At 41.7% G+C, this 23,860-nt stretch carries 25 protein-coding genes; 18 read left to right on the top strand and 7 right to left on the bottom strand.

The window, feature by feature from the left end; genetic code table 11:
* The first annotated feature begins 4 nt into the window (after positions 1 to 4).
* Positions 5 to 139, top strand: coding sequence for a BA3454 family stress response protein (locus tag L634_RS0100050; RefSeq protein ID WP_026580674.1), 135 nt, complete (start codon positions 5 to 7; stop codon positions 137 to 139).
* Positions 140 to 226: 87 nt separating this feature from the next.
* Here the strand turns inward: L634_RS0100050 and L634_RS0100055 are convergent, their stop codons facing one another.
* On the bottom strand, positions 227 to 916 hold the full coding sequence (locus L634_RS0100055; protein ID WP_026580675.1) for a hypothetical protein: 690 nt from the start codon (positions 914 to 916) through the stop codon (positions 227 to 229).
* A gap of 161 nt (positions 917 to 1,077) precedes the next feature.
* Positions 1,078 to 1,857: a general stress protein gene (locus L634_RS0100060; RefSeq protein WP_026580676.1), complete on the bottom strand. Its 780-nt coding sequence runs from the start codon at positions 1,855 to 1,857 to the stop codon at positions 1,078 to 1,080.
* A gap of 182 nt (positions 1,858 to 2,039) precedes the next feature.
* On the opposite strand from L634_RS0100060, the gene L634_RS0100065 reads away from it, so the two are divergent.
* From L634_RS0100065 to L634_RS0100145, 17 genes are all read left to right on the top strand, one after another.
* Entirely contained in the window at positions 2,040 to 3,248 is a 1,209-nt protein-coding gene (locus L634_RS0100065) for a serine-tRNA(Ala) deacylase AlaX (RefSeq protein WP_026580677.1), read from the top strand.
* Between the two features lie 160 nt (positions 3,249 to 3,408).
* Positions 3,409 to 3,726, top strand: coding sequence for a DUF3870 domain-containing protein (locus L634_RS0100070; RefSeq protein ID WP_026580678.1), 318 nt, complete (start codon positions 3,409 to 3,411; stop codon positions 3,724 to 3,726).
* 185 nt (positions 3,727 to 3,911) lie between these two features.
* The gene (locus L634_RS0100075; protein WP_026580679.1) at positions 3,912 to 4,736 is read left to right on the top strand and encodes a M55 family metallopeptidase; all 825 of its coding nucleotides are present in this window, start codon (positions 3,912 to 3,914) and stop codon (positions 4,734 to 4,736) included.
* 13 nt (positions 4,737 to 4,749) lie between these two features.
* Positions 4,750 to 5,682, top strand: a complete 933-nt coding sequence (locus tag L634_RS0100080; protein ID WP_026580680.1) for an ABC transporter permease — start codon at positions 4,750 to 4,752, stop codon at positions 5,680 to 5,682.
* Positions 5,683 to 6,639, top strand: a complete 957-nt coding sequence (locus L634_RS0100085; protein ID WP_026580681.1) for an ABC transporter permease — start codon at positions 5,683 to 5,685, stop codon at positions 6,637 to 6,639.
* 4 nt (positions 6,640 to 6,643) lie between these two features.
* The gene (locus L634_RS0100090) at positions 6,644 to 7,642 is read left to right on the top strand and encodes an ABC transporter ATP-binding protein (protein ID WP_026580682.1); all 999 of its coding nucleotides are present in this window, start codon (positions 6,644 to 6,646) and stop codon (positions 7,640 to 7,642) included.
* Between the two features lie 109 nt (positions 7,643 to 7,751).
* On the top strand, positions 7,752 to 9,380 hold the full coding sequence (locus tag L634_RS0100095) for a peptide ABC transporter substrate-binding protein (protein ID WP_026580683.1): 1,629 nt from the start codon (positions 7,752 to 7,754) through the stop codon (positions 9,378 to 9,380).
* 201 nt (positions 9,381 to 9,581) lie between these two features.
* Complete coding sequence (locus L634_RS0100100) at positions 9,582 to 10,502, top strand: S66 peptidase family protein (RefSeq protein ID WP_026580684.1); 921 nt, start codon at positions 9,582 to 9,584, stop codon at positions 10,500 to 10,502.
* 13 nt (positions 10,503 to 10,515) lie between these two features.
* Positions 10,516 to 11,622 carry a mandelate racemase/muconate lactonizing enzyme family protein gene (locus L634_RS0100105; RefSeq protein WP_026580685.1) on the top strand — a complete coding sequence of 369 codons (1,107 nt, stop codon included), beginning with the start codon at positions 10,516 to 10,518 and terminating at the stop codon, positions 11,620 to 11,622.
* A gap of 43 nt (positions 11,623 to 11,665) precedes the next feature.
* The gene (locus L634_RS0100110; protein WP_026580686.1) at positions 11,666 to 12,595 is read left to right on the top strand and encodes a C40 family peptidase; all 930 of its coding nucleotides are present in this window, start codon (positions 11,666 to 11,668) and stop codon (positions 12,593 to 12,595) included.
* A gap of 2 nt (positions 12,596 to 12,597) precedes the next feature.
* The gene (locus L634_RS0100115) at positions 12,598 to 13,608 is read left to right on the top strand and encodes an ABC transporter ATP-binding protein (protein ID WP_026580687.1); all 1,011 of its coding nucleotides are present in this window, start codon (positions 12,598 to 12,600) and stop codon (positions 13,606 to 13,608) included.
* A gap of 1 nt (position 13,609) precedes the next feature.
* A complete protein-coding gene (locus L634_RS0100120; protein WP_026580688.1) occupies positions 13,610 to 14,395 on the top strand; it encodes a serine hydrolase in 786 nt (261 codons plus the stop codon).
* A 154-nt stretch (positions 14,396 to 14,549) separates the two neighbouring features.
* Positions 14,550 to 14,990: a MarR family winged helix-turn-helix transcriptional regulator gene (locus tag L634_RS0100125; RefSeq protein ID WP_026580689.1), complete on the top strand. Its 441-nt coding sequence runs from the start codon at positions 14,550 to 14,552 to the stop codon at positions 14,988 to 14,990.
* Between the two features lie 227 nt (positions 14,991 to 15,217).
* Positions 15,218 to 16,168 carry an ABC transporter permease gene (locus L634_RS0100130; protein ID WP_026580690.1) on the top strand — a complete coding sequence of 317 codons (951 nt, stop codon included), beginning with the start codon at positions 15,218 to 15,220 and terminating at the stop codon, positions 16,166 to 16,168.
* Entirely contained in the window at positions 16,161 to 17,114 is a 954-nt protein-coding gene (locus tag L634_RS0100135; RefSeq protein WP_026580691.1) for an iron chelate uptake ABC transporter family permease subunit, read from the top strand. The genes L634_RS0100130 and L634_RS0100135 overlap by 8 nt, the downstream gene beginning before the upstream one ends.
* Entirely contained in the window at positions 17,108 to 17,866 is a 759-nt protein-coding gene (locus L634_RS0100140; protein WP_026580692.1) for an iron ABC transporter ATP-binding protein, read from the top strand. Before L634_RS0100135 ends, L634_RS0100140 begins: the two co-directional genes overlap by 7 nt.
* Positions 17,867 to 17,981: 115 nt before the next feature.
* Positions 17,982 to 18,941, top strand: coding sequence for a siderophore ABC transporter substrate-binding protein (locus L634_RS0100145; protein ID WP_026580693.1), 960 nt, complete (start codon positions 17,982 to 17,984; stop codon positions 18,939 to 18,941).
* A gap of 146 nt (positions 18,942 to 19,087) precedes the next feature.
* Here the strand turns inward: L634_RS0100145 and L634_RS0100150 are convergent, their stop codons facing one another.
* The 5 genes from L634_RS0100150 to L634_RS0100170 all read right to left on the bottom strand — a co-directional run bounded on the left by L634_RS0100150 (position 19,088) and on the right by L634_RS0100170 (position 23,723).
* On the bottom strand, positions 19,088 to 19,519 hold the full coding sequence (locus L634_RS0100150) for a DUF4395 domain-containing protein (RefSeq protein ID WP_026580694.1): 432 nt from the start codon (positions 19,517 to 19,519) through the stop codon (positions 19,088 to 19,090).
* 117 nt (positions 19,520 to 19,636) lie between these two features.
* The gene (locus L634_RS30300) at positions 19,637 to 21,331 is read right to left on the bottom strand and encodes a mechanosensitive ion channel (RefSeq protein WP_051428127.1); all 1,695 of its coding nucleotides are present in this window, start codon (positions 21,329 to 21,331) and stop codon (positions 19,637 to 19,639) included.
* Positions 21,332 to 21,548: 217 nt separating this feature from the next.
* On the bottom strand, positions 21,549 to 22,190 hold the full coding sequence (locus L634_RS0100160) for a pyridoxamine 5'-phosphate oxidase family protein (RefSeq protein WP_026580695.1): 642 nt from the start codon (positions 22,188 to 22,190) through the stop codon (positions 21,549 to 21,551).
* A gap of 48 nt (positions 22,191 to 22,238) precedes the next feature.
* The gene (locus L634_RS0100165; RefSeq protein WP_026580696.1) at positions 22,239 to 23,132 is read right to left on the bottom strand and encodes an EamA family transporter; all 894 of its coding nucleotides are present in this window, start codon (positions 23,130 to 23,132) and stop codon (positions 22,239 to 22,241) included.
* Between the two features lie 153 nt (positions 23,133 to 23,285).
* A complete protein-coding gene (locus L634_RS0100170) occupies positions 23,286 to 23,723 on the bottom strand; it encodes a Dps family protein (protein WP_026580697.1) in 438 nt (145 codons plus the stop codon).
* Between the last annotated feature and the right edge of the window lie 137 nt (positions 23,724 to 23,860).

A 23,860-nucleotide genomic window follows, 5' to 3' on the forward strand; every position in this document is an offset into this window, starting at 1 on the left:
ATTTATGAAAGAAATTACGGTAACGATTGATTATGATGGGATGAAATATCAGACTAATATTATTACCAAAAAAGAAGTAAAGGAAGAAGAAGTTATAAAAAAGGCAGAGGAGCAGGTGAGAAAACAATGGGCTGGCTAAGCCGCCCGGAACATATACAAAAACCCCCTTTACTTGCGCCATTCATTGGCCATGTAAGGGGGTTTTATATGTTATGAAAAGCTGTTTTCAGTGGAGCTTTTGCTCCAATTTTGCCTGCAGCGTTTCAATTCGATTTGGCAGGACAAATAAATATTCTATTAAACTCTCTAACAAGTCCATCAGCAAAGAGGCCATCTCCTGGTCAATATCCTTTTCAAGATCAAGCATCTGGTAAAAGGCGCTCCCAGGCTGGACAAGCTGGCTAAGGGACTGCAGGGGTCTTGCCAAATCAACATGCTTAGGCAATTGTTCAAATTGCTTAGAAAGATTTTGCCCTTTGATTTCCTCGCCGAGAAAGTTTTTAAGGATGCTTTCAAGCACCCGCTTGGACATGACGGCGGTGGCAACGGTATCTTTGGATTGGCTGACATTTAAAGCTGATCGGTAAGCTCTGGTTAGATCGGACGGTATATCTTTGATTTTCTCGAGATGAGTCAAAAGTTCTTTGACGGAGTTGGGATCATATATATAAAGAGCAGTTTCTTCGCTGAATTGGTCTTCTTGGTTAAGAATCATAATAAAGACAGATTCTTTTTTGCAGGCTGAACATACCCCGTGGGAAAGAATACTGGACTTGCTTGTATGATTATAATTAGCTTTAATAGTAAAAAGACTGGTTTTACTGCATTTCGGACACTCGCATTGGACACTTGCGGGTATCTTTTTATACCCGAATTGACTATGTGAAACAATCTGTGCAGGCAATACCCTTCTCATAAAAACCCTCCGCTAGAAAATTTTACGTTTCCATTCCATTACATTTAAGTATAACTTTGAAAATGGGGAGTTCAAGCCTGAAAAATATGGAATTTGCATTTGGCGAGTAAAAAAAGAACAGCTTTCTTATTGAAAGCTGCTCCCATAATATTCTAATAAACTTAGCCTTTATAAGGGTTATCCCGATTATCTCTCACATTATCAAAGTTATATGCATCTCTGCGTCGAACCTCGACCTCTTCATCATAGCCGGAAACAGTCCGATCTGTGTAGTCGTAGTCGTCTTTTGTTGTGTCTCCGAGGTTTTCGCTTAGCGGACGGTTCGAGTCAAGATTGTCATCAGTCCATACAGTGCTGCTGTTTCGTGTATGATCTTTGAAAGCATTGGTACCGCGGTCAAGCTCGCCGGGATTTAAAGGATCAGCATTCGTATAGGTTGTCCGATCTCCTTCAAGCGTTGTACGGCCAGTGTCCGTATAACCGTCATTAAAGTCAGCGGACTTGGTTTCAGGGTCCACTAGTACAAGGATTTTCCCTGATTTGACATCAGCTTCATAATGATGTGCCTCTTCTTCAGGGATGCCCATTCCAATAAGAGCTCCGGCGATTCCGCCTGCACCAGCACCGACTGCAGCCCCTGTTAACGTAGCAGCAATTGGCCCTGCTGCAACAATTGGTCCAATGCCAGGAATAGCTAATGCACCAACGCCGGCGAGCAGACCTGTCAATCCTCCGAGAACTCCGCCTGTTGCAGCCCCAGCAGCAAGGCCTTCTTCAGTTTTCGTATCCGTTTCTTCTGTAACTGCATCTACATCTTCTTGATTCTTGCCGATGACAGAGATATCTTCTGAACGGTATCCTTCAGCTCTTAATTTTTCAACTGCCTGAATAGCTTCCTGCTCTGTATCGTATGCGCCTGCAATATGCTTGCTTGTTGCCATTGTTATCATCCTCCTTATATTTTAATGCTTATCTATTGGTGTACATACCTTTTGTGTAACTCCTATAAACTGAATGGGTAAAATTACTAATTACCAAACTCTTGACTCAATCGCCTACTTGACCTGCAAGCCCTTAGTAGTTAGTTTTAACATAGAGAGAAAGCATAGGAAGGTTGATTAACTTGAGGAAACTATTTTATGAGGACCCATACTTACGTTCATTTAAGACTGAATTACTGAAACAAGAAACCGATGAACAGAAAAGGGTTTATGCAGTATTGAAAGAAACAGCCTTTTATCCGACAGGAGGCGGCCAGCCCCATGACCTTGGTACATTGAATGGAATCAAAGTGCTGGATGTCGAGGAGGCCGATGGAGAAATACGCCACTATTTGGAAAGTGAATTGGACGATTCTAGCCTTGAAGTTTCAGGTGAAATAGAATGGGACAGGCGTTTTGACCATATGCAGCAGCATGCAGGACAGCATATTCTATCAGCTGCCTTCGAAGAACTTTTTGGCTATAAGACGGTCAGTTTTCATTTAGGCAAAGAGCTCTTAACGATTGATTTGGATGTCAGCGAATTGCCAGAACAGCATGCAGCAGAAGCGGAGAGATTGGCTAATTCCATTATCCTTGAGAATCGGCCGATTGACACCAGGTGGGTGACTGCTGAGGAAGCCGGGAGATTACCGCTGCGAAAGCAGTTATCTGTAAATGAAGACATACGTCTGGTAATTATTCCTGAATATGATTATAACGGATGCGGAGGAACACATCCTACTTCAACTGGCCAGGTTGCCGGCATTAAAATATTGGATTGGGAGAGGCAAAAAAAGAAAATACGTGTCCAATTTGTATGCGGAAGCCGCGTACTTCAACAGCTTCAGCAAAAGCAAAGGGTTACGAAGGAACTTAGCCAGCTGCTAAATGCTCCAGAACAGGATCTGCCGCTTGCGGGAAAACGATTGATAGAAAATACCAAGGATCTGGAGAAAGAGCTTGAAGCAGCCAGGGATGCTCTTTTAGACTATGAAGCAAAAGGATTGGCCAGTTGTTCACCTGAAGCAGCAAACGGAAAGCTGATAAGTGAAATCTACTGGGGACGTTCCATCCAGGAAATGCAAAAGCTTGCCCGTCTGATAGCCTCTCAAGCAGAAGATGCAGTTGTTATTCTAATAAATGAGGCACAAGATAAACTGCAATTTGTTTGTGCAAGAGGAGAGCTTCCTAAAGTCAATATGAAGGATTTATCCTCAGAACTTTTAAAAGCAATTAACGGCAAAGGCGGAGGAAATGCACAATTTGCACAAGGGGGCGGAGAGAAGCTTATGAGCGGAGAGAAACTGCTGCAGCAAGCAAAGGAACTTGCAGGTCAAATGGCTGATTAGGGAAGAGTAATTGATAAAATATTTAGAAAAATTACGAAAAACGATTGTAATGCAGCTGCTGTTGTATTACAATTTTATCATGGGCCATGCATTATAATGAATGTTTATGTCAACCTCATAAACACCTCATATAATATCCGGTTCTGCAGGAGGCAAGTTCATGTACAGGCAAAATACCGTCTATATTATCGGAGACAGCAAGACATCATTGAACAACCCTATTATGCAAAAATATAATGGTTTCTTTGTTGCACTTGTAATCGACAGGGAAACAGATCAAATTGTAGATGCTGAATGCTCCTCTACAATTAATTTAACCTCATTATTTATTAAATCTATTTTTGTTGGAAAATCCATTTTAGAAATCGACAAAGTTATGGAAGAAATAGAAAGCCGCTACTTTGGTTCCTCACAAAAGGCTTTAATGGTTGCTTTTAAAAATGCTCATATAAAATATACGCAAATTTTGAATAAATAAAGCTGCTTTTTCTGTTTTCCCCAGATGAAATCCAGCTATCGGAGAAAAGCTTTTTTCTCCGATAGCTGGATTTTTTTCTTTCAAAAAATATAATCTTGAAAAATGGAAAACTAGCGAAGTTGTTTTCGGAAAATAATAAATAATCTATAATATAGGAAAATACTATAAAATTTGGGGGATTTTAAATGAAGCTATATCTATCTGTTGATATGGAAGGGATTACTGGGCTGGCTGACCATACCCATGTTAATTCCTCGAAGCATAATTATGAGCGCAGCAGAGTGATCATGACCGATGAAGCAAATTATGTTGTCACCACTGCATTTGAAGAAGGCTGCAGTGAGGTTATTGTGAATGACAGCCACTCAAAGATGAATAACCTCCTTATTGAAAGGATGCACCCTGAAACACAGCTGATTACAGGTGATGTAAAACCATATTCAATGGTTCAAGGGCTTGATTCAAGTTTTAGCGGAGCGATGTTTGTAGGATACCATGCAAGGGCTTCTATGAGAGGGGTTATGTCACACTCCATGATATTTGGTGTAAGGCATATGTACATCAATGATCATGCGATTGGCGAAATGGGCTTCAATGCCTATGTGGCCGGCTATCATGGGGTTCCAATTTTAATGGTGGCCGGAGATGACCAGGCGGCTTTAGAAGCAGAGAAGTTGATTCCAAATGTCACAACAGCTGTTGTAAAAGAAACGATTTCCCGTTCCGCAGTAAAATCGCTGACGCCAGCAAAGGCAGGACAGCTTTTAAGAGAAAAAGCCGCGGAGGCCCTTAAAAAGAAAGATCTCGTGAAGCCGCTTGATCCTCCGGATAACCCTGTATTAAGAATCGAGTTTGCCAATTACGGCCAGGCCGAGTGGGCAGCGTTAATGCCAGGAGCAGAGATAGAAGAGAATACAACCATTGTCCGCTATCAGGCAAAAGACATTCTTGAAGCATACCAGGCAATGCTGGTCATGACGGAGCTGGCCATGAGAACTACATTCTGTTAGGAAGTGTTAATGAATGACTGGATACATAATGAAACGCCTTATTGCCATGGTCGTAACACTCTGGTTCATTATCACATTGACTTTTTTCTTAATGCATGCCATACCGGGATCGCCTTTTAACGAAGAGAGGAATACAAGTGAAGCGGTCCAGCGTAACCTTGAGAGGTTCTACCATTTAGATGAACCGCTATATGTGCAATATGGGATGTATTTAAAGTCCGTTGTCACGTTTGACTTTGGACCCTCTATTAAAAAGTCCTCCCAGACGGTGAATGAAATGCTGGGGCGCGGATTCCCGGTTTCTTTTGAGCTGGGAATGGTCACTCTTATTGTGGCTGTCTTTTCCGGAATTGCCCTGGGAATCATTGCGGCTCTCCGGCACAATGGATTTATTGATTATTTGGCGATGACCATTGCCGTCCTTGGAATATCGGTACCAAACTTTGTGCTTGCAACTTTACTAATTCAGCAGCTTGCGGTCAATCTGGCTATTCTGCCGGTGGCCACCTGGTCAAGCCCCAAACATATGATTTTGCCGACTTTGGCGCTTGCAACTGGCCCTATGGCGATTATTGCCCGCTTAACACGCTCAAGCATGCTGGAGGTGCTGACTCAGGATTACATAAAAACGGCAAAGGCAAAAGGTCTATCGCCTGTGAAAATTGTATTTAAGCACGCATTAAGGAATGCTCTTCTGCCCGTTGTAACTGTATTGGGTTCATTGGCTGCAAGCATTTTGACAGGTACATTTGTCATTGAAAAAATATTTGCGATTCCTGGAATGGGAAAGTATTTCGTTGAGAGCATTAATACCCGTGATTACCCGGTTATTATGGGCACAACCGTTTTCTACAGTACCATCTTGATCATAATGCTGTTCCTTGTTGATATTGCGTACGGAATATTAGATCCGAGAATCAAGCTTCACAAAAAGGAGGCGAGCTAATTGGAATTGCGCAAACAGCATGACAACCACAATCTTGCACCCGACATTCCGGATGATTGGTTTGTACCCAAGGCCAAGGACCAGGATGAATCAGAAGCAGTTGTAAGGCCAAGCCTCTCCTACTGGCAGGATGCCTGGCGCCGGCTTTTGAAAAATAAGCTCGCAATGGCAGGATTGTTTTTTCTCATCGGTTTAGCTTTTATGGCCATATTTGGCCCATCCCTATCGCCTCATAGTATATCGGAGCAGTCCCTGGCCAATCAGAATATGCCTCCATCTTCAAAATATTGGTTTGGAACCGATGAACTGGGCCGTGATGTATTCGCAAGAACCTGGTATGGGGCTAGGATTTCTTTATTCGTCGGTATTGTAGCGGCAATGATTGACTTTGCAATCGGAGTGATATATGGCGGAATTGCCGGCTATAAAGGCGGACGAACGGATAATGCCATGATGAGAATCGTTGAAATTCTTTACGGACTCCCGTATTTGCTGGTCGTTATCCTGATCAGTGTTGTAATGGGACCTGGTTTATTTACGATTATATTTGCCCTCTCCGTGACAGGCTGGGTTGGCATGGCCCGGATTGTACGGGGACAGGTTCTGCAGATAAAGAACTATGAATTTGTATTGGCATCCAAGACATTCGGAACCAAAACTTCCCGGATTATTAAGAAAAACCTGCTGCCAAACACAATGGGGCCAATTATCGTACAGATGACCCTCACCGTACCGTCAGCTATCTTTGCAGAAGCGTTCCTGAGCTTCCTTGGTTTAGGGATTCAGCCGCCTTTTGCAAGCTGGGGTTCAATGGCGAATGATGGTTTGTCTACGATTCTATCAGGCCATTGGTGGCGCCTGTTCTTCCCGGCCTTTTTTATCTCCCTGACGATGTTTTCATTTAACGTGCTTGGAGACGGTTTGCAGGATGCCCTCGATCCGAAGTTAAGGAGGTAGCAGCATGAAGAAAGTACTGGAAGTAAAAGACTTGCATGTCACATTTACAACATACGGAGGCGAGGTCAAGGCAGTAAGGGGAGTATCATTTGACCTTTTTAAAGGTGAAACGCTGGCGATTGTCGGTGAATCCGGCTGCGGAAAAAGTGTGACTTCCCAAAGCATTATGCGCCTGATTCCATCTCCTCCCGGCAAAATAACGAATGGGGAAGTCTTGTTTAATGGACAGGATCTGACCAAATTGAAAGAATCCGAAATGAGGAATATTCGCGGCGCGGATATTTCCATGATTTTTCAGGATCCTATGACAGCACTAAACCCGACAATTACAATCGGGGAGCAAATTATCGAAGGAATCATGCAGCATGAAACCATTTCAAGGCAGGATGCCCGTAAAAAAGCCCTGAAAATGCTTGATTTAGTCGGAATCCCTAATCCGATTGAACGCTTGAAGCATTATCCTCATCAGTTCAGCGGCGGCATGAGGCAGCGTATCGTTATTGCCATGGCCCTCGTCTGCGAACCTGAAGTACTGATTGCGGATGAGCCGACTACAGCATTGGATGTTACCATACAAGCACAAATTTTGGATTTATTTAAAGATATTCAGAAGAAAACGGGTGTTTCTATAATAATCATCACCCATGATCTGGGGGTTGTCGCTCAAGTAGCGGACCGCATTGCAGTTATGTACGCAGGAAAAATAGTAGAGGCAGGGGAAAGAAGGGAAATCTTCTATAATCCTCAGCATCCCTATACAAAAGGCTTGTTAAATTCAGTTCCCCGCCTTGACTTGGATGGTGCCGACCTGGTTCCTATAGGCGGGTCGCCGCCAGACTTGTTCTCACCGCCAGCTGGATGCCCGTTTGCAGCACGCTGCGATTTTACTATGGAAGTATGTGACCGGGTCTATCCGTATAAAACCCGCCTAAGCAGAGAACACCATGTAGACTGCTGGCTCCAGGATAAGCGGGCACAGAAAATGCTTGCGGGAGTTAAATAGGTTATTCCTTTCACGGGACTGATTCGGTGCCAGTGAAGGTTATTATTCTTTCAGCTGCCTTGGCGGTTGAATATAAAAAGATATTTATATTAATAGAGGGGGAAAAAGTATGAAAAAGTTTTTATCACTGCTGCTTGCGGCTGTACTGCTATTTGTTATGGCAGCTTGTACGGCAAACGAAAATGCCGGCAATGAAACAGATGGCAAGGATGATGGCAGCAAAGAGGAAGAAAGCACGGAGAAAGTTCTTTATTTGAACAATGGCCAGGAGCCGACTTCGTTTGACCCTCCAATCGGGTTTGACTCTGTTTCATGGAGCGCGTTAAATAACCTAATGGAAGGTTTGACTCGTTTAGGCAAAGACCATGAACCTGAGGCAGCAATCGCTGAAAAGTGGGATATATCAGAAGATGGAAAGACCTATACATTTCATATCCGTGAAGATGCAAAATGGTCAAATGGCGATCCTGTAACTGCAGGCGATTTTGAATTTGCCTGGAAGCGTCTATTAAATCCTGACACAGGTTCTTCTGCTGCATTCCTTGGCTATTTTATTGAAGGCGGAGAAGCTTATAACAATGGGGAAGGCTCTGCAGATGATGTAAAGGTCAAAGCAGTTGATGACAAGACATTTGAAGTAACTTTGACTAGCCCGCAAGCATACTTTTTAAGTGTGATCACTAACCCTGCATTTTTCCCAATTAACGAAAAGGTTGCTGCAGAAAATCCTAAGTGGTTTGCTGAAGCCGAATCTTTTGTTGGAAACGGTCCTTTCAACTTAACAGAATGGGAGCATGACAGCCATTTTGTCATGGAGAAAAACGATCAGTATTGGGATGCTGAAAATGTAAAGCTTGATAAAGTTCATTGGGCAATCGTTGATGATACTAACACTGAATACCAAATGTACCAAACTGGCGAGCTTGATGTATCTGAAGTTCCTGCAGAGCTAAGCGAACAGCTTTTAGGAGAGGCAGATGTTGAAGACCAGGCGGGTGATTATTTCTACCGTTTTAATGTAAATATGGAACCATTCCAAAATGTGAATATCCGTAAAGCTTTCGCAATGGCAGTAGATCAGAAGCAAATCGTTGACTTTGTAACAAAGAATGGAGAAAAGCCGGCATATGGTTTTGTATCTTACGGATTTACTGATCCTTCAGGAAAAGATTTCCGTGAAGCAGCAGGCGACCTTGTCAAAACAAACATAGAGGAAGCAAAAGCTCTTCTTAAAAAAGGGATGGAAGAGGAAGGATATGACAAACTTCCAGAAGTAACTTTAACATACAGCACAGATGATACACACAAGAAAATAGCTGAGGCTCTTCAGCAAATGTTCAAAGATAATTTAGGCGTGGAAGTTAAGCTTGCCAATATGGAATGGAATGTATTCGCTGAAGAACAAAAAGCGCTTAAGTTCCAATTATCACGCAGCTCTTTCCTTGCTGACTATGCTGATCCAATCAACTTCCTTGAAAACTTCCAGACAGGCCACTCCATGAACCGTACTGGCTGGAGCAATGAAAAGTACGATCAGTTAATTAAAGATGCGAAAAATGAAGCAGATGAAGCAAAGCGCTTTGAACTCATGTACGAAGCTGAAAAAATCCTATTCGAAGAAATGCCGATTATCCCTATCCATTTCTACAACCAGGTTTATCTCTATAATGATGCTGTTTCAGGTATTGTCCGCCATCCGGTAGGATACCTGGAGCTTAAATGGGCAGATAAGAAGTAATTTATCTTCAGTTTGATTTGAACTCGACAGAGGAAAAAGGGGTGTTCGAAGGAACATCCCTTTTTTAAAGAAAAAAATCTAAATTATTTCCCGAAAAATAAAAGATATTCTCGAATTTTAGCATATATACCCGAAAATGAATTCATTTCTCGAGCCCATAGAGCATATAATGCTAAAACCAACTTAAAAGGATGTGACAGCATGGCAATCAAACCTCTCCGCCTAAATAAGGGAGATACGATTGGGATTATTGCACCGGCAAGCCCGCCAAACCAGGATAACCTGAAGCGTTCTTTATCATTCCTGGAGGAGCTGGGTTTAAAGGTGAGGATGGGAGACCATGTTTACGACCAATATGGATACCTGGCCGGGAAAGATGAAGACAGGCTGGCAGATTTACATAAGATGTTTCTGGATAAGGAAGTAAAAGCCATCATCTGTGCAGGGGGAGGCTATGGAACTGGCAGAATTGCTTCCCAAATCGATTACAGCCTAATCAAGGCCAATCCGAAAATATTCTGGGGCTACAGTGATATCACCTTTTTGCATACGGCCATTCTCCAACAGGCAGGGCTGGTAACCTTTCATGGGCCAATGCTTGCTTCTGATATTGGGAAAGAAGATGCTGACCCTATATCCAAGCAGTATTTTAGCCAATTATTTGAACCGAAGGAACTTATTTATCCAGGAGAAATCTCCAATCTGGAGACGATGGTGAGCGGAAGTGCGGCAGGGGTTTTAACTGGCGGAAATCTTTCGCTGCTGGCAAGCACGATTGGAACGGCATATGAAATTGATACAAAAGAAAAACTTGTGCTAATCGAAGATATCAATGAAGAGCCCCGTGCGGTGGACCGCATGCTAAACCAGCTTGATATGGCAGGGAAGCTTAAGGATGCGGCAGGCTTTATCATTGGCGATTTTAATAATTGTGTTCCGCAAAGAGATCTTTCCCTGGAGCTGGATGAAGTCCTGGATACTTATATTAACAGGGTGAATAAGCCGTCTGTAAAAGGCTTCCATATTGGCCATTGTTCTCCGCATATTTCCGTTCCCTTTGGTGTAAAGGCAGAATTGGATGCAACCAATAAAAAGCTGACAATCGAAAGCGGCATTGAGTAAAAGGGTGGTATAGATGAAAATAAACAAAATTGAAACATACAGAGTTGCGGTACCACTTAAAAAACCATTTAAAACAGCCTTGAGAACTGTTGAGACAGCAGAAACAATTGTTGTTAAAGTAACATGTGATAACGGGATTATTGGCTGGGGAGAAGCACCGCCGACTGTTGTCATAACAGGTGATAGCCTCTTAAGCATTGAATCGGCCATCCATCACGTCTTAAAGCCTTTTATAATAAATAAAAGCCTTCTAAACTATGAGGAAATCTTTCAGGGGATTCAATCAGCTTTGGTGAACAATACAAGCGCCAAGGCTGCGGTTGATATGGCATTATACGATTGCCTTTCCCGGCAGTGTGGACTGCCTCTTTACCAATTCCTGGGAGGTCATAAAAATGAAGTGGAAACGGATTATACAGTAAGCGTAAATGGTCCTGAAGAAATGGGAGAGGATGCAGTAGCCTATGTCCAGCAAGGGTTTGATGTGCTTAAGGTGAAGGTTGGCAAGGATGATATTTTAACCGATATTGAGCGAATCAGGGAAATCAGGAGTCGGGTCGGCTCCAAAATCAAGATCCGGCTGGATGCCAACCAGGGATGGAAAGCAAAAGAAGCCGTCTATGCCATTCGCAAAATGGAATCATTGGATTTAAATATTGAGCTTGTCGAACAGCCTGTGAAGGCATGGGATATTGAGGGTCTTAAACAGGTTACGGATGCGGTTGATACGCCAATCATGGCTGATGAAAGTGTCTTTACGCCTAAGCAAGCGTTTGAGGTCATCAAAACGAGAAGTGCAGATTTAATTAATATAAAGCTTATGAAAGCAGGGGGCATTTACCAGGCCCAGATCATTAATCAGCTTGCTGAGGTATGCGGAATCGAGTGCATGGTTGGCAGTATGATCGAAACCCGGATCGGAATTACGGCTGCTGCACATTTTGCAGCCAGCAAAAAGAATATAACCCGTTTTGATTTTGATGCGCCATTGATGATGGCAAAAGAAGTTGTAGATGGCGGCATTCGGTATACAGGCCGGAAAATCACACTTCCATCTGAGCCGGGCCTTGGGATCAGGAATGTTTCTTTAACGGAAAATAAACAGGAGCTGACCTCTTAATCAAAATAAAAGGACAGTGCCATTTATTAAGGAGGAGTTCGTTTTGTCAACACAGCAAAAATGGCTTATTTCAGTGCCGGTGGCAACATTATGGACAGCAAGCGATTCCTCAAGGGAGATTGACCGGGAGGCAGTGAGCCATTCAGTCGATCTGGATTCCTGGCTGGAAAAGCTGACATATGAGCCCCGCTTGGAGCTTTGTAATGGAAACCTGGTGCAATCTCAGGTTCTGTATGGAGAAGAAGTTACTGTGTTAGAGGAGAAAGGAAACTGGGCACATGTAATTGTACCAAGCCAATCCTCTTCAAAGGACGAAAGGGGATATCCTGGATGGATTCCTAAAGCCCAGCTTGTACAAAAAAGAAATTGGAATGTTAATAGCGGCAAGGTTGCTGTCGTACAGAAGAAAAAAGCGGAGCTCTATACTAACAGCAAAGATCCTGAACTGGTATTAAGCTATCAGACAGTCCTGCCAGTTTTGAAGGAGAATGCAGAGTGGGTTCAAGTACAGACCCCTTCTGCAGAAGGATTTCTAAAGGCTGAAGATGTAAGTGTATATGAATCTATGAACGGTATTCCGAAAGGAAACGGAAAGGACATTGTTGCATCCGGCAGCCAGTTTTTAGGATTACCTTATTTATGGGGCGGCATGAGCAGCTATGGCTATGACTGTTCAGGGTTCAGCTATTCTATGTTCAGGGCCAATGGCTATATCATTCCGCGGGATGCCCATGATCAGGCGGAATCAGGAAATCCCGTAGAGCTTGATGCCCTTGAACCAGGTGATTTATTATTTTTTGCATATGAGGAAGGAAGAGGCAAGCTTCACCATGTAGGAATCTATTATGGTGATGGGAAGCTGCTTCACTCTCCAAAGACAGGAAAGGCAATCGAAATTATCGATCTTAAAGATACGATCTATGAAAAGGAATTATGTGCAGCACGGCGCTACTGGCAAGAGACGGGGGAATAAAGATGACAAAAGAAGCACTGTTAAAGGTTAATCAATTAAAAAAGCATTTTTCGATGGGCAAAGGGCAAACGCTGAAAGCCGTAGATGATATTACTTTTCATATCAAAAAAGGAGAAACATTTGGTATTGTAGGAGAATCAGGATGCGGAAAATCAACTGCCGGCCGAACAATTATTGGCTTGTATGATCGTACAGAGGGTGAAGTCATCTATGATGGCAAAAATGTTCATAAAATGACTGAAAAGGAAAGATTCGCTTTTCACCGAAAAATGCAAATGATCTTCCAGGATCCATATGCTTCCTTAAATCCAAGGTCTACCGTACAAGAGATTATCTCAGAGCCTATGGAGGTTCACGGGCTTTATCCAAATAAAAAAGAGCGATTGGAGAGAATTTATCAGTTATTGGAGGATGTAGGCCTTAATCGCGATCATGCCAACCGCTATCCCCATGAATTCAGCGGCGGGCAAAGACAAAGGATTGGAATTGCCAGGGCATTGGCGCTGGATCCTGAATTCATTATTGCGGATGAGCCCATTTCTGCGCTGGATGTGTCCGTGCAGGCACAGGTTGTAAACCTGCTAAAGGGCCTTCAGAAAAAGAAAGGTCTGACCTATTTGTTTATTGCTCATGATTTATCCATGGTCAAACATATCAGCGACCGTATCGGCGTTATGTATTTAGGGCATTTAGTTGAACTAACAACAAGTGATCGTCTATATAAGAATCCCCTTCATCCTTATACCCAGGCATTGCTGTCTGCGATTCCGATTCCTGATCCTGATGTCGAAGACGGGCGGGAAAGAATTATCCTTGAAGGAGAGCTCCCAAGCCCAATGAATCCCCCAAGCGGCTGTGTATTCAGGACGCGATGCCCATATGCTATGGATGCGTGCTCTACCTTGAAGCCTGAATGGCAGGAAATTGAAAAAGACCATTATGCAGCATGCCATTTATATAATGAAAAAGTCACAGGAGATCCTAATCGGCCGCAAGTAGCCGCAGCTAAATAAGATGAATTTTCATGATCTAGAAGCAGAAGTTCTTGAATTGGCCTGCAGCTGTAAAGGACGCATTTCCTTATATATCGAAACAGAAGAGGGGATTATTCAAAAGAATTCTGATGAAATATTTTCATCTGCCAGCTTAATCAAGGTTCCGATTTTATTGGCTGGGCTTTCACAAGCCGAGAAAGGGCTGCTTCAGCTGACAGAAGAACTCGAAGTTGCGGATCATGCCAGGGTTGGAGGATCAGGGGTATTGCAGACAATGTCAAAAGGTTTGAAGCTGAGTGCAATAGACTTAATGACACTTATGATTGTTGTGTCCGATAATACAGCTGCCAATCTAGTAATCGATTTAATAGGAAAAGAGAACATCAACGGGTGGATAAAAGGCTGTAAACTGAACAGCACGGAGCTCAACCGGAAAATGATGGACTTTGAAGCTTTAAAAAAAGGTTTCGATAATAAAACGACTGCCAGAGATATGGCGAATTGTTTAAAGTCTTTGGCCGAGCATTCACTTTTATCCGGGGAGCATACAGATTTGGCTTTGAGGATATTGGATGCCCAGCAGTTTAAAAATAAGCTCGCGAACTATATAGATTTGGAGAATGTGCAAGTAGCCAGCAAGACAGGGGAACTTCCTGGAGTCGAACATGATTGTGCGATTTTTACGCGCAAAGGAAGAATGGCAATTGCTGCAGTGCTTGCTGATCAGCTTAAGGATCAGGAGGCGGGGAGAGAAGTTTTATCCTCAATTGGAAGACGGATCTGCCGTTATATGATGGAAGACTAAAGGATCGTTCTATTGCGGACGATTCTTTCATTCTTCAGAGGAGAGGCATTTAACAGTTTAGTCATTTTTATGAACAATTAGAAATATACTTGCATCAACAAGTTTTTTAATTTAAACTGAATATGTAAGCTTCTGAAGAGAAGAGGAGAGCATAATGGCAAAGGATAAGTATCTTTTGGATGATTCTCTTGGCTATAAGCTTTTCCATGCTTCAAGGCTGATGTCCAACCGCCTGAACAAGAATTTCAGGGATAATGGTTTTGATGTGACATATGAGCAGTGGCAAATTTTAAGCCGCCTTTATGAAAAAGACGGGCAAACCCAGAATCAGCTCGCTGTGAAAAATGAGCGAGATCAGCCAAGCGTATCAAGGCTGGTTGATAATATGATTAAAAGAGGTTTGGTTTCACGGCTTGCTAATAAGGCAGATAAGAGAATTAATCTTATTTACCTGACAGACAAGGCCAGAGAAATGAAAAATGATCTTAACGCTCTCGCACTAAAGACGATTGATGATGCATCAGGCACAATCAGTCGGGAGGAGCTTGAGATCTGCCTTCGAGTCCTTGATCAGGTAAGGGAAAATCTCAAATGAGAGATTCCCGCTAAAAACTTGTCTAAACAAGAAACATCATTATTTTTTTATTTGATAATGATAATCCTTCTCACCAAATCGTTGACACAGTACGAAACGGAGCCTAAAATAATTATTATAAATGATAATGATAACCGTTATCAATTATTTTTTTTGATTAATAGTGAGAATGATTATTAGTGTCATAATATGTAAACTTCAATTTTAGGAAAGTGTTAGGAACTGCCATGAAAAAAAGATACCTAGTTATCATACTCATTCTTTTATCCCTCATCTCATTATTCATTGGGGTTAAGAATCTAAATCCCCTTGATTTGCTTAATTGGAGTGAGGACCAGCTACATATTTTAATGGCAAGCAGGTTTCCTCGGCTCATCAGTATTATTATTGCCGGTATGAGCATGAGTATTGCAGGCTTGATCATGCAGCAGCTCTCCAGGAACAAATTTGTATCCCCGACTACTGCAGGAACGCTTGATTCAGCCCGGCTCGGGATTCTTGTTTCCCTTATGCTGTTTACTTCTGCAAGCCCTTTTGTAAAAATGCTGGTTGCATTTGTATTTGCCTTGCTGGGAACATTTATTTTCATGAAGATTCTGGACCGGATTAAGTTCAAGGATGCTATTTTCATCCCGCTTGTCGGACTGATGTTTGGAAATATTATTGGGAGCATTACGACTTTCTTCGCCTTGAAAGAGGATTTAGTTCAAAATATGTCTTCATGGCTGCAAGGGAATTTTTCCATGATGATACAGGGGAGATATGAACTTCTGTATATAAGCATTCCGATTGTGCTTGTCGCCTATCTATATGCCAATAAATTCACTATTGCAGGAATGGGAGAAGAATTTTCAGTTAACCTGGGGCTTAATCATAAGCAAGTTGTGAACATAGGCTTAATCATTGTCGCCCTTGTCACAACAGTGGTCGTTTTAACTGTTGGGATGATTCCGTTTCTTGGCTTGATTATTCCCAATATCGTAACGATCTACCAAGGAGATCACTTGAAAAAAAGCCTTTCCCATACAGCTCTAATGGGTGCCATTTTCGTCCTTATTTGTGACATCTTTGGCCGCGTTGTCATTTACCCATATGAGATTCCAATCGGTGTGACTGTAGGTGTAATTGGCAGCGGAATTTTTCTTTATTTGATCATGAGGAGAAAGGCATATGAGTAAACAAGCAAAAATCGGCATTCTTGCTGGCATTTCGGTCCTATTGATTTTAGGTTTCTTATTTATAGACTTGGGGAGCAACTGGGACTATGCGCTTCCTAAAAGAGGAAAGAAAGTGCTCGCCATTGTTCTCACAGGCGGCGTGATCGCTTTCTCAACGATGATTTTTCAAACGATTACAAATAACCGAATCTTAACGCCAAGCATTATTGGCCTTGATTCCCTATATATGCTGATACAAACCTTTCTCATCTTCGTGCTTGGCTCGATGAATGAGACGGTTATGAATAAAAACGTAAATTTTCTTATTTCAGTAAGTTTGATGGTTCTTTTCGCAGGACTTCTGTATCGCCTCCTGTTTAAAAAAGAGGGCGGCCAGAATATCTACTTTCTGCTGCTTGTAGGGATCATATTCGGAACCTTTTTCCAAAGCATTTCTTCATTCATGGAAGTTCTGATTGATCCAAATGAGTTTATGATTGTGCAAGATAGAATGTTTGCCAGCTTTAACAATGTGAATACAGACCTGCTTATGATAGCAATGGTTCTTATTGTCTTAACGGGAATCTATTTTTATCGTTTTGCAAAATACCTTGATGTCCTGTCTCTTGGAAGGGAGCAGGCTGTCAACCTCGGTGTTGATTACGATTATGTAGTAAAAAGGCTTCTGATTATCGTTGCGATACTCGTATCGATTGCGACTGCTTTAGTAGGGCCCATCACGTTCCTTGGCCTGCTGGTAGCGAATGTTGCCCATGAATTCATGAAAACGTACCAGCATAAATACTTAATTCTCAGCTCCATCCTGATTAGCATCATTGCACTTGTAGGCGGCCAGCTGATCGTGGAAAGGGTATTTACTTTCTCTACAACGCTGAGTGTCATCATTAACTTTGCCGGTGGGATGTATTTTATCTATCTTCTATTAAAGGAGAATAAGTCATGGTAGATGTAGTGAATGTTTCAAAACAATATGGAAGCAAATATGTAGTCGAGAATGTTTCGGTTAAAATCCCGAAAGGGAAAATTACCTCTTTTATCGGACCGAATGGTGCCGGGAAAAGTACATTGCTCTCAATGATTAGCCGACTTATTGCAGCAGATGAGGGAGAAGTTTTTATAGAAGGAAAAAGGCTTGATGAATGCAAAAGCAAGGATCTCGCCAAACAAATTTCCATTCTCAAACAATCCAATAATATCAGTATCCGGCTGACAATCAGGGAGCTTGTTTCATTTGGGCGCTTCCCTTATTCACAAGGCCGTTTAACCGATGAAGATTGGAAGTATGTTGATGAAGCAATTGAATATATGGAGTTAAAAGATATTGAAAATAAATATTTGGACCAATTGAGCGGCGGCCAGAAGCAGCGGGCTTATATCGCCATGGTTATTGCTCAAAATACCGATTATATCCTTCTGGATGAGCCTCTAAATAATTTAGATATGAAGCATTCCGTGCAGATTATGAAGGTGCTCCGCAGGCTGACTCGGGAAATGGGAAAAACCGTGATTATTGTCATTCATGATATTAACTTTGCTTCAACCTACTCCGATTATATTGTCGCTTTGAAGGATGGAAAGGTTGTTAAGGCCGGTACGACAGATGAAATCATCTCTTCTCCGGTGCTAAAGGAAGTATATGACATGAACATTGAAATTCAAGAGTTTAATTGCCAAAAGTTTTGTATGGTATTCAGCTAATGGTTTCGCAAAATTGAACGTGATTCAAGGGCAGGGGAAGGGCCCTCCCCGACAAAAGGCCAAGATGAGCGGGCAATTTTTGAAATAATAATCTTTATCTATGAGGTGAATGAACATGGTAAGAAAATTATCATTGTTTTTATTAATGGCTGTATTGGCTATTGTGACTGCAGCTTGCGGTACAGACACAGCAAAAGAAGCAAACGGCTCAAATGAAGACAGCAAAACGGAAGAAACAAAGGAAGTAACCATTAAGCACCAATTGGGTGAAACACCGGTAAAAGTGAATCCGGAAAAAGTTGTTGTTTTTGACTTCGGTGTGCTTGATACATTAGATAAGCTTGGTGTAGAAGTAACAGGAGTTCCACAGGCAAATATTCCTGAATATCTATCAAAGTTTGAAGACAGCAAGTACGAAAATGTTGGAAGCTTAAAAGAACCGGATTTTGAGAAAATCAGTGAAATTGAACCTGAACTAATTATTATTTCAGGGCGTCAGCAAGAAGCATATGAAGAATTAAGCGAAATTGCTCCAACTATTTTTATGGGTGTAGATACATCTAAATACATGGAATCTTTTGAAGAAAACACAAAGACTCTAGGTGAGATTTTCGGTAAAGAAGAAGAAGCAGAAAAAGAGCTTGCCAGCATTAAAGAATCAATTGATGCATTAAATGAGAAAGCAACTGCCAGTGAAAGCAATGGCTTAATCGTTCTGGCGAATGAAGGAAACCTTAGCGCGTATGGACCTGCGTCCCGCTTTGGGATTATACATGATGTGTTTGGCGTTAAGCCGGCAGATGAAAAAATTGAAGTTTCCACTCACGGGCAAAGTGTTTCCCCTGAATATATTGTAGAAAAAAATCCTGATTATCTATTTGTTATTGATAGAGGAGCGGCAGTAGAGGGTGAATCTTCTGCAAAACAAGTCATTGAAAATGAATTAGTGAAAAAGACAAAAGCTTATGAAAATGACAATATTGTTTACTTAAATCCTGATTACTGGTACCTTTCTGGCGGCGGATTAGTTTCTGTAGCTGAAATGGTGAAGGAAATTGAAAAAGGGTTGGAATAAAGACGGAAAAAGGATAGATTAAGTGTTATATAGGAAAGGAGCATGAATTTCTTTCGATTCATGCTCCTTTTTTATTTACAAGTTCTTTATACCAAGAGTTTTTACTCCCTTTTAAGGATAGGGGAAAGGCAGCCAATATGGCTGCCTTAAGATCTGTCCAAGGATCTTCTGTATTTATATTGATTCAGCTGAAATCGCAGATAACATCCTATGCAGAATCCAAGAATGGCAATAAAAGCAGATAGTGAAACCATTACTGTAAACACGTATCCTACAAATGTCCAGCCAAGCAGGAAACTGCTTAATCCAAGTACCAGGCATACAACTGCAATAATCTGATTAAATTGCTGCTGCTCCCAATCTTCGTGGATATATTCAGAAGGTTCCTTCCTTAAGAACATCTTTGCTATATGCATAACAGGATTGAAACCAAAAAATAATCCCATCACGCCTGAAAGCAGGGGAATCGCCAGAATCCATGCTTCACCGGTAAGCCATGCGGCTAAAACACTTAATACAATAGACCATTGATTGGTTCGGACCAGGGGACGGGGGATAGAAAGTGGTGCAGTTGCCATTAAATTTCCGACCTTTCCTATTGTCTTTATTGATATTAGTATCTTACTTTGTTATTCCGATTTTGTGAAGAAAAAGAGCCAAAAAAAGCACGCTCAAAAGGACGTGCTTATGCTTTTCTATTTCATTGGTCCATTGTTTTCATCCATGCGGTTATTGCGTGGATTTAATGGATCATTTGCCGGATTTCTAGTAGGATCCGGGCTCGATGGATTTATCGGTTTATCTGCTTTAGCAGGGGCAGATGAAGTCTTGCCCTGTTTCTTTTCAGGCATTGCTTCTTTCATCACCCTCGTTGTATCTGCATCCTTATTAATGGTTGTTTCTTCAATTTTACGGTCTAGCTTCTGAAGATACTTGGCCGCAAAATCTTTTCCGCCAAGCCCAAATGATAGTCCAAAAGCAAGTGCGAGTGCCCCAAGTGTCAATATAAATGCAGCATTGACAATGGAAGCAGCAAGGCCAAGCTGGTCAAGAGCCATAAAGATTGAGATGGCAACTATAGATACTTGGGCAACGGTTGCCAAAAATTTATAATGCGGTCCTTGAAGCACAGTGCTTAACAGCTTTTTCACAAGTGTCCCGAGCCATAGCCCTACACCCAGAATAACAAGAGCCGCAATAACATGAGGCAGGTAGGCAATAACACCAGTTGCTAGTGTTACTAAGAAGTCAAGGCCGAGGATATTAAGAGCCTGCACCACAAACAGCAGGACAATAAGAACTTCTGCTATATAGCCGATAACTCGGGAGAAGCTTACGCCTGACCCTGTAGCAGCAGACTTATTCAATCCCATTCCTGAGAAATAAGAATCAAATCCGATTCGCTCTAATAGATTGGAAACAAACTTGCGAACCCATTTACCGGTCCATACGCCAATCAGTACAAAGAAAATGGCTGCGGCGATATTCGGCAGCATTGTTAGGACGTCATTCAGCATCGCAATAGCTGGACCGGAAATGCCTTCTATATCCAATCTTTCTAGTGCAGCGATGACCGTCGGAATTAAGATCAGGACAAATACAACTGTACCAATTACTGAAGCAAGGCTTGTTCCTTCAAATAAACGCGCTATGCCAAGCTTTTTTGTCAGTTTCTCCGTGCCAATTGCCTGAAGAAAATTCGTTACGATATCACGAATAATGTTTGCAATAAACCATCCAACTAATAAGATAAGCGCAGCTGCAAGGAGTTTAGGTAAAAATGCCAGCATGCTTTCAAGCATTCCAGTAAACGGCCCGGCAATTCCATTTAGGTTCAAAGCCCCCAATACAGCTGGGAGGAAAATTAACAAGGTAAGATAAAAAACAACTTTTGCAGCCTTATCAATTAAATTGGCTGGCTGCTGCTTGTTATCCGTTAAATTCCACTTATCTAATTTCTCGTGAATCTTAAGCGTTTTTCCGCCTTTTTTAATTAAAAAACTAAGGCCGGAAGCAATTAGCCACGCAAATAATAAAATAAGAGCTGCTTTCAAAATGCTCGGCACTGCAGCCATAATGGAAGAGAACATGCCGACTAGTGGAGTTGCGATAATATTCAGATCCAGAATATTAAAGAACAAGATAAATACGAACACTAGTAAAAGATAATAAATAACCTTGCTGATTATTTTTTCGGATGAATACTTTCTGTTTGCTTTAGCAGGAAATACTTTGTCATCGAGGCTGGTCTTGCGAAGTCCTTTTAAAACAGCCTTTTCGATAGCTTTTGCGACGACCCATCCTATTAATAAAACGAAAAGTGCCATTAATAAGTCAGGCAACTTCGCCAAAAGGTAGTCAAATCCGCCCCAATACCTGTTATTATCCAATATCATTCACTCCTTAAAGATTGGTTGATTTTCATATACCCAATCCTTATTGGAGTAAACAGAGAGACAGATTAATTCATATGAAAAAAAGGCTTTGGACAAGTCCAAAGCCCTGCTCAATTCAAATATGCTTGAAAAATTGAATATATCCGCGAAAAACAAAATATAACCGCGAATTATTTTTTTTCCGCAAAACCTAAATTTGATTCCAGAACTACTAATACAACCTTTTCTCATAGCTTTCCTGAAGGGCTGCTTCTATCTTGTCACTGTCTATATCAGGCAGGTTCACATGGTCGGCAATGATTTTTGAAGGTTTAGGCAAATCTTTCTTTGCCAGCCATCCGCTATGATCCCAAAGTTTAGATCGCTTAAACGCTTTTGCGCAGTGAATATAGCATTCTTCCACTTCAACAGCTATGCCCAGAATTGGATTCTTTCCTTGGGCAGCCATTTTCTCTAAAATCTCCGTGTCTCTAATAATTTTTGCACGGCCGTTTATTCTTAGTGTTTCCTCCAGGCCGGGAATAACAAATAACAGGCCAATATAAGGGTTTGAAAGAATGTTGAGCAGTGAATCCAATCTTTTATTGCCCGGGCGTTCAGGGATAATAAAAGTCTTTTCATCCAAAATATGTACAAAACCAGGGGCATCGCCGCGCGGGGATGTGTCGCAGCTGCCGGAGCTGTCAGCCGTTGAAAGAAACACTATTGGGGATTTGCTGATAAAATCCCGGCAGTGGTGATCCAGCTTATGGATAACTTTATTGGCTACTGTCCTGCTGGGAGTCCCCAGCAGGGAACGGAGCTCTTCCTCAGAAACAATAACGCTATTAAAAACAGTATCTATCAAAAAAATCCCTCCTCATAGCTTTATGTATTCAAGAAGAAGGAGGGGTTCCCCTCCTTACGTGCTAAAACGATTCTTTGAAACTTTTTTAAAAGACAACTGCGGGATGCTTATGCCTATCAGGATTAGAATAATCCCAAAGGTTTGTGCTTCTGTGATTCTTTCTCCGAGCAGAAGCATGGCAGCAGCAACAGCAGCTGGCAGTTCAGCTGATCCGATGATCGTGGCAAGCCCTGAATCTATGTGGGGGGAACCGATTGCAAAGAATATTATTGGGAAAATCGCTCCGAATAAAGCAGTCAGCAGCCCGAATTTCCATAAACCTTGCAGCTGTATCTCTCCGCTTATTAATAGGGGGCCGGAAACAGCAGCAACCAACAGCAGGCCGCCAAGAGTAATAAAGATGCTTCGCTGTATGCCGGGGATTCCTTTTCCGGCTTTGCCGCTTGCGAAAATAAACGATGCAAAGGTAACAGCTGAGAGAAGACCATAAATTAATCCGTCCGCTTTAATGGAATGGGCACTAGAGGCAAGTAGGTTGCTTGCAAACACAGTACCTATAATCAGCAAAATCGCAGAAATGATTTTTGCATTGCTTGGTCTCTTTTTTTCATACAATGCTTCTATAAGAATGCCAATCCATGTGAATTGGAATAACAGAACAACCGCAATGGAAGCCGGATTCCGATCAAGGCTCATGCCGTAAAGAATACCCGTTAAACTCAGTGAAGCTCCGGTAATTAACAAAGCTGCTGTTTGTTTAAGGGTGATTTTTGTTTTTTTAATAAATGGGAAGGAAAGCAATAACAAAAGGAGCCCAAATAAATATTGGCTTCCTGTCAGTTCGTGCACAGTATGGCCTGCCTGCAGCCCTAGCTTGACAATGGATGCCAGGATGCCATAACTGCATGCGCCTAAAAAAATAAATAGAGAATACTTTAAATGTGCCATTATGGAAACTCCTTACTATAGTTGTATGAATGAATCAGGTTCATCATAACATCTCAGAGCGGCTGCATGGGAAAATATTTACCGGATAAATAATCCGCTTCAGACAAAAAAAGAGCCAGTGATTCTTCTCACTGGCTCTTGTTCTATGAAAGTTTATTCTCCTAAGTAGGCGTTCAGCATCCAAATATGAGTATCGAGTTTTTCCATAAGCCCGATTGCAAAGTCTGCTGTCACTTGATCATCGTGATCTTCAGCAAGCTGGGCTAAAGAAATTAATTGCTCTTTTAGGTGTTTATAATCTGCAGCCAGAGTCGCAACCATATCTTCAGCTTTGCTTTCGCCATTATTCTCTTCCAGGGTAGCTGCACTTAAAAATTCCTTAAAGCTTGCTACAGGAGTACCGCCAATCGCAAGCAGGCGTTCCGCTGCTTCATCCACAACTTCTGCTGCTTCATTGTATAACTCCTCGAATTTTTCATGAAGGGTAAAGAAGAAAGGCCCTTTTACAAACCAGTGATAACGGTGCAATTTAGTATAAAGAACACTCCAGTTTGCGATTTGTACATTTAAAGCTGAATATAATTTTTCCATTTGAAAATCCCCCTTTGATTAGCTTGTAATTTTATTATAACAAATATCAAATTAAAATCAATACTTATTTATAATAATTATAAATAAGTTTTTTATGTTTTATATAGGGGGAATAATGAACAAAAAATCCCGGAGTT

The organism is Bacillus sp. J33 (assembly GCF_000518885.1).
Taxonomy (GTDB): Bacteria; Bacillota; Bacilli; order Bacillales; family Cytobacillaceae; genus Cytobacillus.

Excerpts from the sequence above, each read along its gene's own strand:
- L634_RS0100050 (WP_026580674.1), top strand. The coding sequence starts at position 5 with ATGAAAGAAATTACGGTAACGATTGATTATGATGGGATGAAATATCAG.
- L634_RS0100055 (WP_026580675.1), bottom strand. The coding sequence starts at position 916 with ATGAGAAGGGTATTGCCTGCACAGATTGTTTCACATAGTCAATTCGGG.
- L634_RS0100060 (WP_026580676.1), bottom strand. The coding sequence starts at position 1,857 with ATGGCAACAAGCAAGCATATTGCAGGCGCATACGATACAGAGCAGGAA.
- L634_RS0100070 (WP_026580678.1), top strand. The coding sequence starts at position 3,409 with ATGTACAGGCAAAATACCGTCTATATTATCGGAGACAGCAAGACATCA.
- L634_RS0100075 (WP_026580679.1), top strand. The coding sequence starts at position 3,912 with ATGAAGCTATATCTATCTGTTGATATGGAAGGGATTACTGGGCTGGCT.
- L634_RS0100080 (WP_026580680.1), top strand. The coding sequence starts at position 4,750 with ATGACTGGATACATAATGAAACGCCTTATTGCCATGGTCGTAACACTC.
- L634_RS0100090 (WP_026580682.1), top strand. The coding sequence starts at position 6,644 with ATGAAGAAAGTACTGGAAGTAAAAGACTTGCATGTCACATTTACAACA.
- L634_RS0100095 (WP_026580683.1), top strand. The coding sequence starts at position 7,752 with ATGAAAAAGTTTTTATCACTGCTGCTTGCGGCTGTACTGCTATTTGTT.
- L634_RS0100100 (WP_026580684.1), top strand. The coding sequence starts at position 9,582 with ATGGCAATCAAACCTCTCCGCCTAAATAAGGGAGATACGATTGGGATT.
- L634_RS0100105 (WP_026580685.1), top strand. The coding sequence starts at position 10,516 with ATGAAAATAAACAAAATTGAAACATACAGAGTTGCGGTACCACTTAAA.
- L634_RS0100115 (WP_026580687.1), top strand. The coding sequence starts at position 12,598 with ATGACAAAAGAAGCACTGTTAAAGGTTAATCAATTAAAAAAGCATTTT.
- L634_RS0100120 (WP_026580688.1), top strand. The coding sequence starts at position 13,610 with ATGAATTTTCATGATCTAGAAGCAGAAGTTCTTGAATTGGCCTGCAGC.
- L634_RS0100125 (WP_026580689.1), top strand. The coding sequence starts at position 14,550 with ATGGCAAAGGATAAGTATCTTTTGGATGATTCTCTTGGCTATAAGCTT.
- L634_RS0100130 (WP_026580690.1), top strand. The coding sequence starts at position 15,218 with ATGAAAAAAAGATACCTAGTTATCATACTCATTCTTTTATCCCTCATC.
- L634_RS0100135 (WP_026580691.1), top strand. The coding sequence starts at position 16,161 with ATGAGTAAACAAGCAAAAATCGGCATTCTTGCTGGCATTTCGGTCCTA.
- L634_RS0100140 (WP_026580692.1), top strand. The coding sequence starts at position 17,108 with ATGGTAGATGTAGTGAATGTTTCAAAACAATATGGAAGCAAATATGTA.
- L634_RS0100145 (WP_026580693.1), top strand. The coding sequence starts at position 17,982 with ATGGTAAGAAAATTATCATTGTTTTTATTAATGGCTGTATTGGCTATT.
- L634_RS0100150 (WP_026580694.1), bottom strand. The coding sequence starts at position 19,519 with ATGGCAACTGCACCACTTTCTATCCCCCGTCCCCTGGTCCGAACCAAT.
- L634_RS0100165 (WP_026580696.1), bottom strand. The coding sequence starts at position 23,132 with ATGGCACATTTAAAGTATTCTCTATTTATTTTTTTAGGCGCATGCAGT.
- L634_RS0100170 (WP_026580697.1), bottom strand. The coding sequence starts at position 23,723 with ATGGAAAAATTATATTCAGCTTTAAATGTACAAATCGCAAACTGGAGT.